Genomic DNA, 17,355 nt, shown 5'->3' on the forward strand with positions numbered 1-17,355 from the left:
GTCCTGTTTTCTGGCGGTTTCTCCGACCTCACCCGCCCCAACTACCAAGGCTTTTTTCTAAACCCCTTCTCCACTACAACTCCGGGGGGGGGGGCCCGCCCGGCCCCACCAGGCTTGGGAGGTTTAGCGAGCTGCGGTCCAGCCCTTGTAATCCTTCAAATTGTCGGCCGTGATCAGCTTCGGGTCGAGCAGCACCGTCGGCTCGGCCGGCTTCTTGCCGGCAAGCAGGTCAGCCGCCATCGTCAGCGACTGGCCGGCCATCACATAGGGATCCTGCGAGGCCGAGGCCTTGATCATCGACGTGCCGGAAGCGAGTTCCTTCTCGATATCGGGCGCGCCGTCGACCGCCGTGAAGATGAACTCCGAGCGGTTGAGCTGCTTGGCCGCAAGCTGGGCGCCGATCGCCGTCGGATCGTTGATGGCGAACACCGCGTCGATCTTGTCGAAACGGGTCAGCAGCGACTGAAACACTTTCAAGCCGCCGTCACGTGAGCCTTCGGCGTTCTGGTCGTCTGAAAGGACCTTGATGTCGGGGTGTTTTGCCAGCACGTCCTTGCAGCCCTTGACCCTCTCCAGGATCGACGACGAGGCCGGGCCGTTGAGGATGACGTAGTCGCCCTTGCCGCCGGTATGGTCGACCAGATACTGGCACGCCTCTTCGCCGGCCTTGACATTGTTGGTCATCACGGTGACGTCGGCGCCCGGCGCCGAAACGTCAAAAGCGGCAACGACGATGCCGGCCGCCTGTGCCTTCTTCACCGCCGGTGCGATCGCCTTGGCATCGACGGCATTGAGCATGATGACGTCGACGCCGGCGGCGATGAAGGAATCGACCTGCGAGACCTGCTTGTTGAGATCGTAGTCGGCCGATACCGATGTCACCTGCACATTCGGGTTGATTTTCTTGGCCGCGTCCTCGATGCCCTTGATGGTGGCGACGAAGAACGGGTTGCCGAGCAGGCCGACCGAGATGCCGACCTTGTTCAGGTCCTTGGCCGATGCCGGCGCGATGACGGCGGCTGCAAGGGCGACGCCGCAGAGCAGTTTAGCGATGATCTTCATAGTTTTATTTTCCTCCTGATGCCCGCGCCTCTCACGGTGCGTTACACATGAAACCGGCTCGATGGACGCCGGCGACTAAGGGCCATCACGTTCTTGCTCCTGCCTGGAGCCGGTAACGGTCGAGGGCGACCGCCACGATGATGACCAATCCCTTGATGATGTACTGCCAGATGTCGGAAACACCGGCGAGGATGAGCCCATTTGACAGCACGGCGATGATCAGGCCGCCGATCAGCGTGCCCCAGATCGAGCCGACGCCGCCGACGAAGCTGGTGCCGCCGAGGATGACCGCGGCAATGGCGTCGAGTTCGTAGGACTGGCCGAGCTGCAGCCCGTTGGCGGCATAGAGCCGGGCCGCCGACATGGCGCCGCCAAGGCCGGCCAGAAGGCCGGAAACGCCGTAGACGAAGAGCAGCACCAGCGGCACCTTGATGCCGGTCAGTCTGGCGGCCTCGGCGTTGCCGCCGACGGCGTAGATCCAGGTGCCAAGCACGGTGCGCTTGAGCACCAGCCAGGACAGCACCACGACCGCCAGCGCGATGATGACCAGCCATGGAACGCCGAACAGCGAACCGTTGCCGATGAAGTCGAACGGCAGGTCCGAGTTGAACACCGTCGTGTCCTGGCCAAGCAACCGGGCGACGCCGCGCACGGCGGTCAGTGATCCCAGCGTGACGATGAAGGGCGGCAGCTTGATGTAGGCGATCAGCAGGCCGTTGATGACGCCGAAGCCGAGCCCGACGAGAATGGCCGCCGGCACGCCCAGCAGTCCCCAATCGGGCACCAGCGACACCATCACCGCCACCATCGCCGAGGCGGCAAGGATCGAGCCGACGGACAGGTCGATGCCGCCGGTCAGGATGACGAAGGTCATGCCGGCCGCCAACACGATGTTGATCGACGATTGCTGCATGACGATCAGCAGATTGGTCTGGGTGAAAAAGCGCGGGTTGATGAACTGGAAGCCGACCGCCAGCAGAATCAGGATCGGCAGCATGCCGAGCGCAGCGATGGCGGTGCGCCACCTTGTGCTCCTGCCCACCGCCCGGTCGTCCGCTTTCATCGTGTCGGCCACCTTGTCGGTCATCGCTGAGCCGCTCCCGTTGCAAGTTCCATGATCGCTTCCTGCCGCAGTGGCTCGCCCTCCGACGCCGTTACCTCGCCGGCAATGGTGCCGTCGCGCATCACCAGCACGCGGTCGGCGATGCCGATCACCTCCGGCAGTTCGCTGGAGATCATCAGGATGGCGATGCCTTTCTTGGCCAGATTGTCGATCAGCCGGTAGATTTCCGACTTCGCCCCGACGTCGACGCCGCGGGTCGGCTCATCGAGGATGACGACCTGCGGCTCTGTTTCCAGCAGGCGGGCGAGCAGCACCTTCTGCTGGTTGCCACCCGACAGCGAGCCGGCATTGGCCTGCACCGAGCTGGTGCGGATGGAGAGCTCGGACACCGCCTTGGCGGCGCGCTTTTCGGCAGCCGCGAAGTCGCGCAGACCGCCGGCCTTCGCGTCCCTTGCCAGCACGCCCATGCTGATGTTGTCGGAGATCGACATGTCGAGGAACAGGCCAAGTTGCTTGCGGTCCTCGGTCAGGTAGGCGATGCCGGCATCCAGCGCCTCGCTTGGCGAACCGATGGATATCGGTTTGCCGCCGAGCTCCAGCGTGCCCGATATGTGCCTGTCGGCGCCGAAGATCAGTCGTGCCAGTTCGGTGCGGCCCGAGCCGACCAGGCCGGCCAGCGCCAGCACCTCGCCTTTGTGGAGGTCGAAGGAGCAATTCCTTATGAAATTGCCGTCCGACATGCCGCGCACCGACAGCGCGACGGCGCGCTTGCTGTCCGGCGGGCGGTGATCCTTCTTGTAGAACGTCGACAGATCGCGTCCGACCATCATCGATACCAGGCGCGAGGCGTTCAGATCGGCGCGGTCGAGCGTGCCGACATAGCCGCTGTCGCGCAGCACGCTGACGCGGTCGGCGAGCTGGTAGACCTCTTCCATGCGGTGGCTGATGTAGATGATGGCGATACCTTGCGACTTCAGCGTCGCGATCACCTCGAACAGCCGGTCGGTCTCACGCGAGGTCAGCGAGGTGGTCGGCTCGTCCATGACGATGATGCGCGCATTGGTCGACAGCGCGCGGGCGATTTCGACCAACTGGCGTTCGCCGAGCGACAGGCTGCTGACCGGGGTGCGCGCTGAAAAAGTCACGCCGAGCCGCGCGATGATGTCGCTGGCGCGCCGGTTACACTGCTCGCGATCGACGATGCCGAACCGTCGCGGCTCGTTGCCGAGGAAAATGTTCTGCGCCACCGACAGATTGGGCGCCAGCGACAGCTCCTGGTAGATGACCGCAATGCCGGCGGCGCGTGCCTTGATCGGGTCGCCGGTGGCGGCCGGCATGCCGTCGATCAGGATTTCGCCGCCGGGATCCGGCCGGTAGGCACCGGACAGCACCTTCATCAGCGTCGACTTGCCGGCACCGTTCTCACCCATCAGCGCGTGCAGCTCGCCGGCATGGACGGTCAGCGACACATCGTGCAGGGCGCGGATCGGGCCGAATGTCTTCGAGATGTGGCGCATCTCCAGCACCGGCTGGCGCACCGTCTCGATCCGGGCGATGGCGCTCATCGCGCACCTCCCGCAGCTGCTCTGGGGGCACCCCGATCGGCGGCAAGGCCGCGCCAGTCGTTGCGGTAGCCGGCAAGGCCGCTGAAGCTTGCCGCATGCACCGCCTCCAGCGCCTCGGTGGCAAACTCGCGTCCGACGCTTTCGAAGGCAAGTGCTGCGGCACCGGTGGCGCTGCCCTCCAGCGTTGCGCCCTGCAGGAAGGCCTGCCCGGGACGCACTTGCGCCAGCAGCGCGGCAAGCAGCCCGCCATTGTTCAGGCCGCCGTCGACGATGACGGTATTATCGGAATGGATCAGCTCGAGGCACAAATCGACCATCAGCGCGACATAGAGCAGCGCCATGGCCGCGCGTTCGTCGGCGTTGGGCGTGCGCCCGACCAGTTCGCCGCGCCGGTGTGCCATCGGGCCGCCGGGCGCGAAGCTCGGCAGCGCCATGATGCCGGCGTCGATCACCCGCTGTATCGATGACGGCGCGATGGCGCCCTGCCAGCCGGCGCTGATCGTCGCGAATTCGCGGCCGCCCATGAAGCGGATGGTTGGCACCGGGCCGCCATCGACATCGACGTTGACCAGCATGTCGCGCTCGCCGTCGAGTGCGTCGAGAGGACAGTCCGGATTGAGAACGACGACCCAGGTGCCGGTCGAGACCACGGTCACCGGCCCGAGCTGCTGCCGGCGGTAGGCATGGAGCGCGGCATTGCTGTCGTGGACGCCATTATGGATGGCGACCGGCTTCGCGGCTCGGCCGAAGCGCTGCTCGCCGATCACCGCGCCGGCACGCTCGAAGGCGGGCATCTGGCCGCGCCAGCCCCCGCCATCGACCAGCGAGCTGAAATCGCGTTTGCGCGGCGCCCATAAATGCGAGTGGCAGCCGAGATAGGACACTTCCGATACCGGCCGGCCACCAAGGCGCCAGCTCCAGTATTGGGGGTAGCCGAGGATCGATTTCGCTGCGGCGAAGGCACCGGGCTCCACCTCCTTCAGCCACAACATGTGGCGGCCGTAGTTGAAGCCAAGCGGCAGGCGCGGCGAAAAGGTCTCGGCAAAATCCGGAATGCGGCGATCGATCTGCGCGGCGATCTCGGCTGGCGGTTCCTGCTCGTAATCGAGGATCGGATGCGTCAGCGCGGCGTCGTCGACCAACGCGAAGGTGCAGCCATGGCCGGATACCATCAGCCCTTCCACGCCATGCGTGTCGACGGCGTCATCGATGGCGCGGGCCGCCCAGTCGTACAGCGTTGCCTCGTCGAGCACGCTGAAGCCGTTTTTGCGGATCCAGTTCGGCTGGGTGCGGCGCTCGTCGAGGATGCGTCCGTCCTGGCCGAAGACGAACAGCTTCGAATTGGTCTTGCCGAAATCGAGGACGGCTACTTTCACTGGGCGCCTCCCGAGGAAGCGGCGATGCGCACCATGACGCCGGCATCTTCGAGCATGCGCGCGTCGGTGTCGGACAGGCCCTCATCGGTGACCAGCGTACCGATCCGCGACAGCGGCAGCGCCACGTTGCGGGCGTGGATCGACAGTTTGCGGCTGTCGGCCAGCACGACGATCTGGTCGGCGCAGAGGCTGAGCTCGACGATCGAGCGGACCAGCAGCGGGTGCGATTCCAGAAGGCCTTCCTGGCCGATGCCTTGCGCGCCGAGAAAGAACTTCGAGGCGTAGAACGGCACCGTCTGGGTCAGCGAATGGATGATACCCGGCTCGCGGTGCAGTTCGCCGCCGGCGACGGTCAGGCTGCAATGGCCGTGATCGCTGAGATAGGCCGCGAGCGGCATCGAGTTGGTGTAGAGCCGGATGTTGCGGTCGGCGAGCTTGACGCCGAGATGGAAGCAGGTCGAACCGCCATGCACGATGACCGCGTCGCCGTCGCGCACCATGGTGGCGGCGAGAGCGGCGATCTGCCGCTTGGCCTCGACGGCGAGGTCGCGGTTCTCGTCATAGGGCCTGGCATAGGCGACGCCAACTTGCGAAGCGCCATCGAGCGCCGAGATGCCGCCATAGACCTTGCGCGCTTCGCCGGCCTCGTCGATCTTGTCGATGTCGCGCCGCACCGTCGCCGCCGACACGCCAAGCCGCTCCTGCAGCTCGCGCACCGATGCGAAAGGCCGGTCTCGCAAAAGCTCGACAATCTGGCGCTGGCGGCCGGAGTCGCTCAACCCTTACCTCCCAATGCGCTTGCCTCCCAAGCCATTTTGCACGGCATTGCCATTTTGCACGGCAATTGGTGCAACTTACTCAACGGGCCTCGGATTGCAAGCGTGATTTGACGCGATAACATCACTGTTGACGTAACTTACTCGCATCTGCGATACCAGCGTCGGTCTTAGTCCCGGCAACGGGCCGTCCAAAGCCGTGGCCACGCGGCCGGTTTGTAGAGGAATTTCGATGACGATCAGTGCGGATGCGCAGGAATTGGCAGCGCTGCGGTCGCTTTCGGCCGTCATCGGCAGCGACCCGCATCTGACCCAGGCCGCCGGCGGCAATACCTCGCTGAAAGCCGGCGACACGCTCTGGATCAAGGCCTCCGGTACCTGGCTGAAGGACGCGCTTACCGCAGACATCATGGTGCCGGTCAGCATCCCGCCATTGCTTGAAGCCATCGAACGGCGCGACCCGGCCGCCGAACAGCCGCAGGCCTTTGCCATCGGCGCCCTCAATCCACGCGGCTTGCGCCCGTCGATCGAGACCACGGTGCATGCGCTGATGCCGCAGCGTATCGTCCTGCATGTCCACTGCGTCGAGACCATTTCGCTGGCCGTGCAGGCCGATTGCGAGGCCGAGGTCGCCAGGCGGCTCGATGGCCACCAATGGACCTATGTTCCTTATCGCCGGCCGGGGCTGCCGCTTGCCCAAGGGATCGCCGAGCGCTTGCGGCCAGGCGTAGACATCCTGATCCTCGGCAATCACGGTCTGGTCGTTGCAGCCGAGACCGTCGCCGCGGCCGACATGCTGCTGCGCCGCGTAACCCGGCTCCTGGCGCGGCCGCCGCGCCAGGTGGCTGAGCCGGACATTGCCGCACTGACGGCGCGCGCCGGCGGCAGCGGCTACAGACTGCCAGCCGACGTGGAGGCGCATGCGGTGGCGATCGACCCCGAAAGCTGCCGCATGGCTTCGGGTGGCAGCCTCTACCCCGACCACGTCATCTTTCTCGGCGAGGGTTCGGTCGTGGCGGGACCGGGCGAGGATGTGAAGCGCGTGATCGAGCGCTGCGGCGCCGCACCCGTGGCGTTCCTGTTTCCCGGCCTTGGCGTGCTGATGCGCGGCGACGCCGGCGCCGGCGCCGACGCCATGCAGCGCTGCCTCGCCGACGTGACGGCGCGGGTCGATGTCGCAGCGAAGCTGAATTATCTGACAGCGGCGGAGAATGACGAACTGATCAACTGGGACGCCGAAAAATATCGCCAGAAACTCAATGCCGGAGGCAGCTGACATGCCGCGTTCGTCAAGCCCGCTATCAACTGGCCCGCTTGCCATCGGCATCGACATCGGCACATCCGGCGCGCGCGCCGTCGCAATGCGCCCGGACTTTTCCATCGCCGCGCATTCCGCAATTGCCCTTGAGCGATTTGGGCTGAACGGCCGCGACCCCGCCGTATGGTGGGAGGCGGTCGGCGCGACGTTGGCGGAAGTGCTCAAATGTATCGATCGCGCGGCAGTGCTCTCGATCGCCGTCGACGGTACGTCGGGCACGCTGCTGCCGGTCGACGGCTCCGGGCGGCCGCTGGCCGAACCGCTGATGTACAACGACAAGGTCGCTGACGACATTATTCTGACTGCAATAGCCGGCGCGGCACCGGCAACGAGCGCTGCACTTGGGGCGACGTCCGGTCTCGCCAAGGCGCTGTCTTTCCAGCACCTGCCCGGCGTCGCCACTGTGCTGCACCAGGCCGACTGGATCGCCGGACAGTTTTCCGGCCGCTTCGATGTCAGTGACGAGAACAACGCGCTGAAAACCGGCTACGACGTCGAGGCCCGGCGCTGGCCGGACTGGATCGCGGCGACCGGCATGCGCATGGAATTCCTGCCCCGAATCGTGCGGCCGGGCGATGTCACGGGCACGCTCACCGCCAGCGCTGCGAAAATGTTCGGCCTGCCGCGCGACGTGGTTGTCGTCGCCGGCACCACCGATGGATGCGCGTCGTTCCTGGCGACCGGTGCGACTGCCGCGGGCGCCGGCGTCACCGCGCTCGGCTCATCGCTGACCATCAAGATCCTCTCCGACCGGCCGATCTCGGCGCCGCAATTCGGCATCTACAGCCATAGGCTGGGAGACACCTATCTGGCGGGCGGCGCCTCGAACTCCGGCGGCAAGGTGCTGGCCCAGCATTTCCCCGTCGCCCGCATTGTCGAGCTCAGCAAAAAGATCGACCCGGCGACCGAGACCGGCCTCGATTATTACCCGCTGCCGGCGCCGGGCGAACGCTTCCCCATAGCCGATCCGGCGCTGCCGCCCCGCCTCGAGCCGCGGCCCGCCGACGACGCCGATTATCTGAAAGCGATGTTCGAGGGTATTGCGGCGATCGAAGCGCTCGGCTATCGCCGGCTTGCCGAACTCGGCGCACCTCGGCTTACATCGGTCAGGAGCGTCGGCGGCGGTGCGGCCAATCCGGCCTGGACGGCGATCCGGCAGCGCAAGCTTGGCGTCGCTCTCGTGCCGGCTCTTTCGGAGGAGGCCGCCGCCGGCACGGCGCGGCTGGCGCTGATGGGCGCAGGCGCAGCGGGGCTTTTATGACGGCCAAGATAATTCAGCACCTCGACGGCATCGCCGCGCTGGCCGAGCGCTATCAGGTGTTCCTGCTCGACCAATTTGGTGTGCTGCACGACGGCACCAGCGCCTATCCAGGCGCTATCGAAGCCTTGTCGGCACTCAAGCGCGCCGGCAAGACCATCGTGCTGATCTCGAATTCCGGCAAGCGGGCGCAACCCAATGAGCGCCGCCTGCTGAAGCTCGGCTTCGCACCGGGAAGCTGGGACCATTTTGTCTCCTCCGGCGAGGTGGCGTGGCGCTCCTTCCACGAAATGGCGGCATCGAGGACCCTGCGCCCGCAGACAAAATGCCTGCTGATCAGCCGCGACAATGACCGTTCGGCTGTCGACGGCCTTCCCCTTGTCCTGGCCAAGGACGGCGACGATGCAGAACTGGTACTGATTTCCGCCAGCGAGGGCGATCGCTACGACCTCGATCATTATCGCCGGCTTCTTGGTCCGGCAGCGGCGCGCCAGGTGCCGTGCTTCTGCACCAACCCCGACAACATCATGCTGACTGCCGTCGGGCCTCGCTTCGGCGCCGGCCGGCTAGCCGATCTCTATGAGAACCTCGGCGGCAGCGTCACCCGCATCGGCAAGCCCTATCCGCAGATATTCGAGGCAGCGCTGGCGCTGGCGGGCAACCCGGAGCGCAGCAACGTGGTCTGCGTCGGCGACAGCGTCGAGCACGACATCGCCGGCGGCAACGGCGTCGGCGTCGCGACGACGCTGGTCCTGTCCGGCATATTGGCGGAGACACCTGATCTGGAGACTGTTTTCGCCACGCTGAACGCCCGCCCCGACTACATCGCGGATAGCTTCAGGTTTCGCTGAATTGTTAAGGCGAGACAAAGCTAATCGAGGTTGAAACGCCCGATCACCGGCACATGGTCGGAGGGCCGCTCCCAGCCGCGCGCCGGCCGCAGGATTTCATAGCCGGCAAACTGCGGCACCAGGTTTGGCGACGACCAGATATGGTCGAGGCGGCGGCCGCGATTTGACGCCTGCCAATCCTGTGCACGATAGCTCCACCAGGTGTAGAGCTTCTCCTCGTAAGGCACATTGAGCCGCATCAGGTCGACCCAGTCGCCGGCGAGCCGCATCGCTTCGAAATTTTCCGTCTCGACCGGCGTATGGCTGACGACGTTGAGCAGCTGCTTGTGCGACCAGACATCGTGCTCGAGCGGCGCGATGTTAAGATCGCCGACCAGGATCGAGCCGGAAACCTCGTCATGCTCGGCGCGGACGGCGTTCATCTCGGCAACAAAATCGAGCTTGTGCTTGAACTTCCGGTTGACGGCCGGGTCGGGCTCGTCGCCGCCGGCCGGCACGTAGAAATTGTGCAGCAGGATCGCCTTGCCGCCAGCCTTGACGGTGACCGACAGATGCCGGCTGTCGTCGATCTCGCAGAAGCGGCGCTTTTCGACCACCTCGATCGGCCGCCGTGCCACCGTCGCAACGCCGTGGTAGCCCTTCTGGCCATGGAAGGCGATGTGCTCGTAGCCAAGCTTGCGGAACGCCTTCTCCGGAAACAATTCGTCAGGAACCTTGGTTTCCTGCAGGCAGAGCACGTCCGGCGCCTGCTCGACCAGCAGACGCTCGACGATCGGCATGCGCAGCCGGACGGAGTTGATGTTCCAGGTAGCGACGGAAAACGGCATGTGGGGTTCCGGACAACGCAAGATCCGCCGGATGGCCCGACGGAAGTCAATCGCGGAAACTACTGCCAGCCGCGCACCGCAAAAACAAGCCGGCCGCGCCTTGGGGGGCGCGGCCCATGACTTTCCAGAAATATCAATACAGGAACCAAGCCCAAGGTGTGCTGAGATTCAGGTCAGGCCGAGTCGGAGTCGAAGACGGGCGCGAAGCGACCAGAATGGTGGATTCCGAGATCCGGAGCGGAGCGTACTTTTGGGTACGTGAGCACCGGCCTACGCCGGCCGTAGCCTTAACTGCCACGACCGCTCATGAGTGCTTTGGCCGGCGAAGGCCGGAAGCGCAGGAAACCGCCGTTGCAGGCCGGCATCACCTGAATATCGACACACCTTAGCGCGACTTGGTGTTCAGTTCCCGGTTGGCCGTATAGTCGATGGCAAAGGTGTCGGGCGCGAAACTGACGCCCTCCTTGGTGTTGAAGATCATCACCGTCGTGTCCTTGCCTTGCGCATCGGTGATGGTCCACTGCCGCAATTCATAGGATTTCGGATCGAACATCATGGTGATCTTCGAATTGCCGAACACCGATTTGTCGGCAAGCTGGATGGTGGTGAGATCGTTTTCTTCCTTGACGCTTCTGACGCGTCCGCCCGACAGATCGATCTTGTCGTCGAGCAGCAGCTTCAGCGGTGTCTTCGACAGCGGGTAGAGGTCGGAGGTCCGCAGCTTCTTGTTGAGGATGACCACCGACTTGCCGTCGGAAATCACCCTGAAATTCGAGGCGCCGTCATAGTTGAAGCGGATCTTGCCCGGCCGTTCCAGAAAGAACTTGCCGCCGGTCTGCTCGCCCTTGGGCCCGAACTGCACGAACTCGCCGCTCATCGATTTGACCGAGGAGAAATGATCGGCGATCTTCTGCGCCGTCGCCGGAACCGCTGCTTGCGCCGACGCCAGCAGCTGGAAGCCGGGCACGACGTTGACGGCCGCGGCACCGGCCAGGACCAGACCGAGGCCGAGCACCTGTCGGCGGGTTGGGGCGAAATCCCTGCTTGGGGCGAAAGATGCGTTTTTCATGCCGGTCACCATCATCTGATTGCTTGCTCGTTATATTGGTCTGCCCCCCCAGTTGGGCTTAAGTTTGGCGGGCGCGCAGCGCTCATCCGTTGCAACGCGCCGAGAGGTTCAAAGTTGCCGGCGCGGATGCGCTCTAGAACTTGTCGTCCTCCGTCGGCACCAGGATTTCGCGTTTTCCGGCATGGTTGGCCGGGCCGACAATGCCTTCCTTCTCCATCTTCTCGATGATCGAGGCGGCGCGGTTGTAGCCGATGCCGAGCCGGCGCTGGATGTAGCTGGTCGAGGCCTTACCGTCGCGCAGCACCACCGCGACCGCCTGGTCGTAGGGATCGTCGGAATCCTCGAAATTACCGCCATCGCCACTGCCGCCATTGCCTTTGCCCGACGGCTCATCATCATCCTTGTCGTCGTCCTCGGTGATGGCGTCGAGATATTCCGGCACGCCTTGCAATTTCAGATGCGCGACGATCCTCTCCACCTCGTCGTCGGAAACGAAGGGACCGTGCACGCGCTGGATGCGGCCGCCGCCGGCCATGTAGAGCATATCGCCCATTCCGAGCAGCTGTTCGGCGCCCTGCTCGCCCAGGATGGTGCGGCTGTCGATCTTCGATGTCACCTGGAAGGAGATGCGGGTCGGGAAGTTGGCCTTGATGGTGCCGGTGATGACGTCGACCGACGGCCGCTGCGTTGCCATGATGACATGGATGCCGGCGGCGCGCGCCATCTGCGCCAGGCGCTGCACTGCGCCTTCGATGTCCTTGCCGGCGACCATCATCAGATCGGCCATCTCGTCGATGATGACGACGATGTAGGGCATCGGCTCGAGGTCGAGGTTCTCCGTCTCGTAGATCGCTTCACCGGTCTGGCGGTCGAAGCCGGTCTGCACGGTGCGCGAGATTCTTTCGCCTTTTTTCTCGGCCTGCTGCACGCGCGCGTTGAAACCGTCGATGTTGCGGACGCCGACCTTCGACATTTTGCGGTAGCGGTCCTCCATCTCTCGCACGGTCCATTTCAGCGCCACCACCGCCTTCTTCGGATCGGTGACCACCGGCGTCAGAAGATGCGGGATGCCGTCATAGACCGAGAGTTCCAGCATTTTCGGATCGATCATGATCAGCCGGCAGTCCTGCGGCGTCAGCCGATAGAGCAGCGACAGGATCATGGTGTTGATGGCGACGGACTTGCCCGAGCCGGTGGTGCCGGCGACCAGCACGTGCGGCATCTTGGCGATGTCGACGATGACCGCCTCGCCATTGATGGTCTTGCCCAGCGCCAGCGCCAGCTTGGCCTTGGTGGTCTCGAAATCGCGGCTGGCCATGATCTCGCGCAAATAGACGGTCTCGCGCCTGGCGTTCGGCAATTCGATGCCGATGGCGTTGCGGCCAGGCACCACGGCGACACGGCAGGCGATGGCGCTCATCGAGCGGGCGATGTCGTCGGACAGGCCGATCACCCGCGACGATTTGATGCCGGGCGCGGGTTCCAGCTCGTAAAGCGTGACGACCGGACCCGGGCGCACATGGATGATTTCGCCCTTGACGCCGAAATCCTCCAGCACGCCCTCGAGCAGGCGGGCGTTCTGCTCCAGCGCGTCCTTCGACAGGCTGGCGTCGCGCACCACGTTCTTCGGTTCCGACAGGAAATGCAGTGACGGCATCTCGAATTTTTCCGAGCCGATCAGCGAGGTCTGCGCCTCGCGCTGGACCCGGGCGCCGGGTGCCGGCCGCGGCGCCGGCGCCTCGACGCGTGTCGCCGCATCGGAACGGAAGTTCTGCACCTTCGCCGTCGGCGCGGCGCGGCGTTGGCCGGCCGGCTCGGGCGCGAAATCCATGTCGTCGTCATTGTCGTCGTTATCGAAGACATCGGCATCGTCGGGGTCGATCGAGGCACTGCGGTCGTTGACCATGGCGGCGAAGAATTCCGGCTCGACGCGGGCGCGCCCGCCCGGGCTCATCCGCGCCTCGGCGAACTCGGCCGATTCGACCCGTTCTGCCGCCCGCCGCCAGGCGCTGGCCCGCGGCTCCATCTCCGGCTCGAAATCGTCGCGCTCGCGCCGGCGCGCGGCGCGGCGACGCAGATAGGCCCGCAGCGACAGCCACCAATGGGTGATGGCGCCAAGCGCCAATATGCCTTCGTCGCCCTCGTCCTCTTCATTGTCGAAAAGCAGGTCGTCCTGCGGATCGGCAGCAGTGTGCTGATCAAGCACGGCAAAGCCGTTCTTGCGTGAAATCAGCGCCGAACCATACAGAAACAGCCCCAGCGCCGGTGCTGCAAGGAGCACGGCAAGCACGCTGGCGACGAGGCCGGTCGGATAGCCGCCGATGACCAGGCCGGGAATGTTGAGCACCATGTCGCCAAAGACGCCGCCGAGGCCGGTCGGCAGCGGCCAGGTCTTGGGCGGCACCACGCAGCCGGCAATTGCCGCGCCAAGCAGCGAAAACCCGAACCAGGCCAGCGCCCGTTTCGGCAGCCGGTCGACGCCGCGCGCGGTAAACAGCAGAAATCCCCAGATCACCGCCGGCACCAGCGCCGCAACGGCGGCGAGTCCGAAGAACTGCATGGCAATGTCGGAAAAGACGGCGCCGGCATAACCCATTGCATTGGTGACGATATTATCGGTGGCGTGCGAGAAGCTCGGATCGGCGACGTTCCAGGTGGCAAGGGCGGCGACGCCGAAGCCAACCAGAGCAAACAGCCCGGCACCGACCAGCCGCCCGACCTGGCGCCTCGCGAACGCCCGGATGCCGTGCCCCGTATCGGCCAGCGCAAACGGTGCTGAAGCCCCTGAACGCATGCTCTTCCTCGTCTGTCGTTGCCCGGCCGGGCGCGGACGCGCAACACGGCAGATTCGGCTGTCAGACTAGCGGCGGGAAGGTTAAGGGCGCATTAACCATGGGCAGCCTGCGTCTGCGGAACGGGCGCAGGATGTCATGCCTGACTTCCTGTTCAAACGCGGCGGTGATCCTGCGACAGGCATTGGCAACCACGCTGACTCGGCGAAAATGGCGGGCACGCTGGAGCCGCTGCGGCAGATGTTTCATCGCCGCCGGCGGATCGAGCACCTTGATCAAGCGATCGTGATCGAGCCGTCACGGCCATCCGCGCACAAAAAGAGGCCCGGAAGATTTCCGGGCCTCAAGGCGTGAGCCCTTGCGGGAGCATCACGACGGGATGGGACGTCGCGAGGCGGCCGAGGCCGCCCCGGACGAGCTTACGGGTGATAGGCCACTTCGCCGTGCGAGGTGAGATCGAGCCCCTCGCGCTCTGCATCGGCTGTCGGACGCAGGCCGACGATCAGGTCGACGATCTTGTAGAGGATCGCGCTGCCGATACCCGACCACAGGATTGTCACCAGCACACCCTTGAACTGCGACATCAGCTGGGTGGCCGTGCCGGCGTAGCCGGCGGCGAAGTCGGCTGTCGAGTAATCGACGATGCCGGCGCCGCCGAGAGCGGGATTGACCAGGATACCGGTGCCGAGCGCGCCGATGATGCCGCCGATGCAGTGGATGCCGAAAACATCGAGGCTGTCGTCGTAGCCGAACTTGTTCTTCACCACCGAGACGAAGAAGTAGCAGACGCAAGTGGCGACGAGACCGAGCACGATGGCGCCCATCGGTCCGGCAAAGCCGGCGGCAGGTGTCACGGCGACGAGGCCGGTGACAGCACCCGAAACGGCGCCAAGCATGGATGCTTTGCCGCGCAGCAGCGTTTCAAGCACGATCCAGGTCACTGCCGCCGCCGCCGTGGCGACAAACGTATTGACCATGGCCAGCACGGCATAGGCGTTCGCTTCCAGGTTCGAACCGGCATTGAAGCCGAACCAGCCGACCCACAGCAGCGAGGCGCCGACCATGGTCAGCGTCATCGAGTGCGGCGCCATGACGTCCTTCTGGTAGCCGATACGCTTGCCGATCATCAGCGCGCCGACAAGGCCGGCAATGCCCGCATTGATGTGAACGACGGTGCCGCCGGCGAAGTCGATGGCGCCGAAGCCGAAGATGAGACCCGACGGATCGCTATAAGCGCTCGGGCCGCCCCAGAACCACACCATGTGAGCGATCGGGAAGTATACGAAGGTGACCCAGAGGATGGTGAAAAGGATCACGGCGGAGAACTTGATGCGTTCGGCGAAGGCGCCGACGATCAGGGCAGGCGTGATGCAGGCGAAGGTCATCTGGAAGAGGACGAACACCAGTTCGGGAATGGCCACGCCCTTGGTGAAGGTTTCGGACACCGTCGTCACGTCGACGCCGGCCAGAAACATCTTGGAAAGGCCACCGACGAAGGCGTTGCCGGGGGTGAAGGCCAGGCTGTAGCCGTAGAAAACCCAGACGATCATGACCACGCTGGTGATGGTGAAGACCTGCATCAGCACCGACAGCATATTCTTGGCGCGAACCAGGCCACCGTAGAAAAGGGCAAGGCCGGGAATGGTCATCAGCAGCACCAGAATGGTGGAGATCATCATCCACGTCGTGTCGCCCTTGTCGACGGTGAATGCCGGCGCCGCTGCCGGTGCTGCCGGAGCCGCTTCCTGAGCGAACGCAGCAACCGTGCCCAGTGCAGCGAGAGCGAGCGAACCCAAAACGGCCGCGCGTCCCGTTATCTTCAAGGTGGAAGGAATATTCATTGAACTCTCCATTGGAATACGTGTCCGCGGCTCAAAGCGCGTCGGTGTCTGTTTCGCCGGTGCGAATGCGCACCGCCTGGTCGATGCCGAAAACGAAGATCTTGCCGTCGCCGATCTGGCCGGTCTTGGCCGCCGCGGTGATGGCTTCGACGGCCTTGTCGACCATGTCGACGGCGACCGCGACTTCGATCTTGATCTTCGGCAGGAAGCTGACCGCGTATTCCGCTCCGCGATAGATTTCCGTGTGCCCCTTCTGACGTCCGTAGCCTTTTACTTCGGTGACGGTCAGGCCTTGGATGCCGACTGCGGTGAGCGCCTCGCGCACCTCGTCGAGCTTGAACGGCTTTATGATTGCCATCACGATCTTCATAAGGTTTCACCCTTTGCTGTTGCGGGTCCCCGCGTTTGCACGACTTCGCCGATCCCCATGAGAGCCGGAGAGTGCCCGCTAGGATTCAAGCTCCGTGCCAATTGCCGAAGCAGGGTGTTAAGCTGTTGTTAAACAAGGAAATCGGGAAGGTTTGTCGGCTGCCTGTTCACAGTCGCGGCAATGCAACTGATTAAAAAATAGGCAAATTTAAAAAAATGCCTACTCCGCAGGCGGCCGCTTCAGCCGGATGAGTCCTTCTTGGGCAACCGAGGCGATCAACGTGCCGTCGCGGGCAAACAGCGAGCCGCGGGTAAAGCCACGCGATCCTTGCGTTGACGGGCTGTCCTGCGTGTACAGCATCCAGTCGTCGAGCGGATGGCTGCGATGGAACCACATGGCGTGGTCGAGGCTCGCTGCCTGGATGTCGCGATCGAAAATGGCGCGGCCATGGGCAAAGGTCGAGGTGTCGAGCAGCGTCATGTCGGAGAGGTAAGCGAGCACGGCCGCCTGCGTGGCGCGGTCGGCCGGCACCGGGCCGGTGGTGCGGATCCAGATGTTCTGCTTCGGCTCGAGCTTTTCCCGGCTGGTGTAATGCTTCAGCATCACCGGCTTCATCTCGATCGGCCGGTCGCGCTCCCAATAGCGCTTGATGCCATCGGGCACGGCTTCGCCGAACTTGCCCAGCAATTCGCGCTGCGACAGCAATGTGTCGGGCGCCGGCACGTCCTGCGGCATCGGCACCTGATGTTCCAGGCCGACCTCATCCTGCTGGAATGAGGCTTCCAGCGAAAAGATCGCCTGGCCGTGCTGGATCGCGACGACGCGGCGCGTGGTGAAGGAGCCGCCGTCACGGATGCGGTCGACCTCGTAGATGATCGGCACCTTGGTGTCGCCCGGTCGCATGAAATAGCCATGCAGCGAGTGCACATGGCGCTCGGCCTCGACCGTTCGCTGCGCGGCGACAAGCGCCTGGGCGATGGTCTGGCCGCCGAAGATGCGCTGCCAGTCGAGCTTGGGGCTGCGACCGCGATACAGGTTGTGTTCCAGCTGCTCGAGGTCGAGAATGCCGAGAAGCTCGTCCATGGCTGCCGTCATCTTGACCTCGCCGCAAAATTACCATGGCGGTTTCCGACAGGAACAGCGGGCAGTCAAGGGCGGAATGCCCGGCGACAGTCAGGCTGCGAAAG

15 protein-coding genes are annotated in these 17,355 nt (G+C 64.5%); 4 read left to right on the top strand and 11 right to left on the bottom strand.

Annotation, left to right across the window (positions count from 1 at the left end; translation table 11 throughout):
- Positions 1-123: 123 nt before the first annotated feature.
- From NKH89_RS24125 to NKH89_RS24145, 5 genes are all read right to left on the bottom strand, one after another.
- Positions 124-1,062 (bottom strand): ABC transporter substrate-binding protein, encoded by a 939-nt coding sequence (locus NKH89_RS24125; protein WP_023721388.1) that lies wholly within the window; start codon positions 1,060-1,062, stop codon positions 124-126.
- A gap of 85 nt (positions 1,063-1,147) precedes the next feature.
- The gene (locus tag NKH89_RS24130; protein WP_502896313.1) at positions 1,148-2,125 is read right to left on the bottom strand and encodes an ABC transporter permease subunit; all 978 of its coding nucleotides are present in this window, start codon (positions 2,123-2,125) and stop codon (positions 1,148-1,150) included.
- Between the two features lie 20 nt (positions 2,126-2,145).
- On the bottom strand, positions 2,146-3,690 hold the full coding sequence (locus tag NKH89_RS24135) for a sugar ABC transporter ATP-binding protein (RefSeq protein WP_352643719.1): 1,545 nt from the start codon (positions 3,688-3,690) through the stop codon (positions 2,146-2,148).
- Positions 3,687-5,066 (bottom strand): FGGY-family carbohydrate kinase, encoded by a 1,380-nt coding sequence (locus NKH89_RS24140; RefSeq protein ID WP_352910315.1) that lies wholly within the window; start codon positions 5,064-5,066, stop codon positions 3,687-3,689. Before NKH89_RS24140 ends, NKH89_RS24135 begins: the two co-directional genes overlap by 4 nt.
- Positions 5,063-5,845 carry a DeoR/GlpR family DNA-binding transcription regulator gene (locus tag NKH89_RS24145; protein ID WP_023721392.1) on the bottom strand — a complete coding sequence of 261 codons (783 nt, stop codon included), beginning with the start codon at positions 5,843-5,845 and terminating at the stop codon, positions 5,063-5,065. The genes NKH89_RS24140 and NKH89_RS24145 overlap by 4 nt, the downstream gene beginning before the upstream one ends.
- Positions 5,846-6,074: 229 nt before the next feature.
- Between NKH89_RS24145 and NKH89_RS24150 the strand changes: the two genes are divergently transcribed.
- Genes NKH89_RS24150 through NKH89_RS24160 form a run of 3 tightly spaced genes read left to right on the top strand, consistent with a single transcriptional unit; the run spans position 6,075 to position 9,269 of the window.
- On the top strand, positions 6,075-7,118 hold the full coding sequence (locus tag NKH89_RS24150; RefSeq protein ID WP_352910317.1) for a class II aldolase/adducin family protein: 1,044 nt from the start codon (positions 6,075-6,077) through the stop codon (positions 7,116-7,118).
- A gap of 1 nt (position 7,119) precedes the next feature.
- Positions 7,120-8,421 carry an FGGY-family carbohydrate kinase gene (locus NKH89_RS24155; RefSeq protein ID WP_352910320.1) on the top strand — a complete coding sequence of 434 codons (1,302 nt, stop codon included), beginning with the start codon at positions 7,120-7,122 and terminating at the stop codon, positions 8,419-8,421.
- Positions 8,418-9,269 (top strand): TIGR01459 family HAD-type hydrolase, encoded by an 852-nt coding sequence (locus NKH89_RS24160; RefSeq protein ID WP_352910323.1) that lies wholly within the window; start codon positions 8,418-8,420, stop codon positions 9,267-9,269. Before NKH89_RS24155 ends, NKH89_RS24160 begins: the two co-directional genes overlap by 4 nt.
- Before the next feature lie 20 nt (positions 9,270-9,289).
- Here the strand turns inward: NKH89_RS24160 and NKH89_RS24165 are convergent, their stop codons facing one another.
- The 3 genes from NKH89_RS24165 to NKH89_RS24175 form a co-directional block, all read right to left on the bottom strand.
- Entirely contained in the window at positions 9,290-10,096 is an 807-nt protein-coding gene (locus tag NKH89_RS24165; RefSeq protein WP_023721396.1) for an exodeoxyribonuclease III, read from the bottom strand.
- A 385-nt stretch (positions 10,097-10,481) separates the two neighbouring features.
- Positions 10,482-11,165: an outer membrane lipoprotein carrier protein LolA gene (locus tag NKH89_RS24170; protein WP_352481025.1), complete on the bottom strand. Its 684-nt coding sequence runs from the start codon at positions 11,163-11,165 to the stop codon at positions 10,482-10,484.
- 133 nt (positions 11,166-11,298) lie between these two features.
- Complete coding sequence (locus tag NKH89_RS24175; RefSeq protein WP_352910326.1) at positions 11,299-13,959, bottom strand: FtsK/SpoIIIE family DNA translocase; 2,661 nt, start codon at positions 13,957-13,959, stop codon at positions 11,299-11,301.
- Between the two features lie 136 nt (positions 13,960-14,095).
- Here NKH89_RS24175 and NKH89_RS24180 point away from each other — a divergent pair, with 136 nt between their 5' ends.
- Positions 14,096-14,311, top strand: a complete 216-nt coding sequence (locus NKH89_RS24180; protein ID WP_352481027.1) for a hypothetical protein — start codon at positions 14,096-14,098, stop codon at positions 14,309-14,311.
- A 65-nt stretch (positions 14,312-14,376) separates the two neighbouring features.
- Here the strand turns inward: NKH89_RS24180 and NKH89_RS24185 are convergent, their stop codons facing one another.
- From NKH89_RS24185 to tesB, 3 genes are all read right to left on the bottom strand, one after another.
- Positions 14,377-15,798: an ammonium transporter gene (locus NKH89_RS24185; RefSeq protein ID WP_352481028.1), complete on the bottom strand. Its 1,422-nt coding sequence runs from the start codon at positions 15,796-15,798 to the stop codon at positions 14,377-14,379.
- A 31-nt stretch (positions 15,799-15,829) separates the two neighbouring features.
- A complete protein-coding gene (locus NKH89_RS24190; protein ID WP_023679755.1) occupies positions 15,830-16,168 on the bottom strand; it encodes a P-II family nitrogen regulator in 339 nt (112 codons plus the stop codon).
- A gap of 219 nt (positions 16,169-16,387) precedes the next feature.
- Entirely contained in the window at positions 16,388-17,263 is an 876-nt protein-coding gene (tesB, locus tag NKH89_RS24195; protein WP_023722686.1) for an acyl-CoA thioesterase II, read from the bottom strand.
- Positions 17,264-17,355: the final 92 nt, after the last annotated feature.

Origin of the sequence: Mesorhizobium sp. M0923 (assembly GCF_040319365.1) — a bacterium.
In the GTDB taxonomy this organism is placed as follows: Bacteria; Pseudomonadota; Alphaproteobacteria; order Rhizobiales; family Rhizobiaceae; genus Mesorhizobium.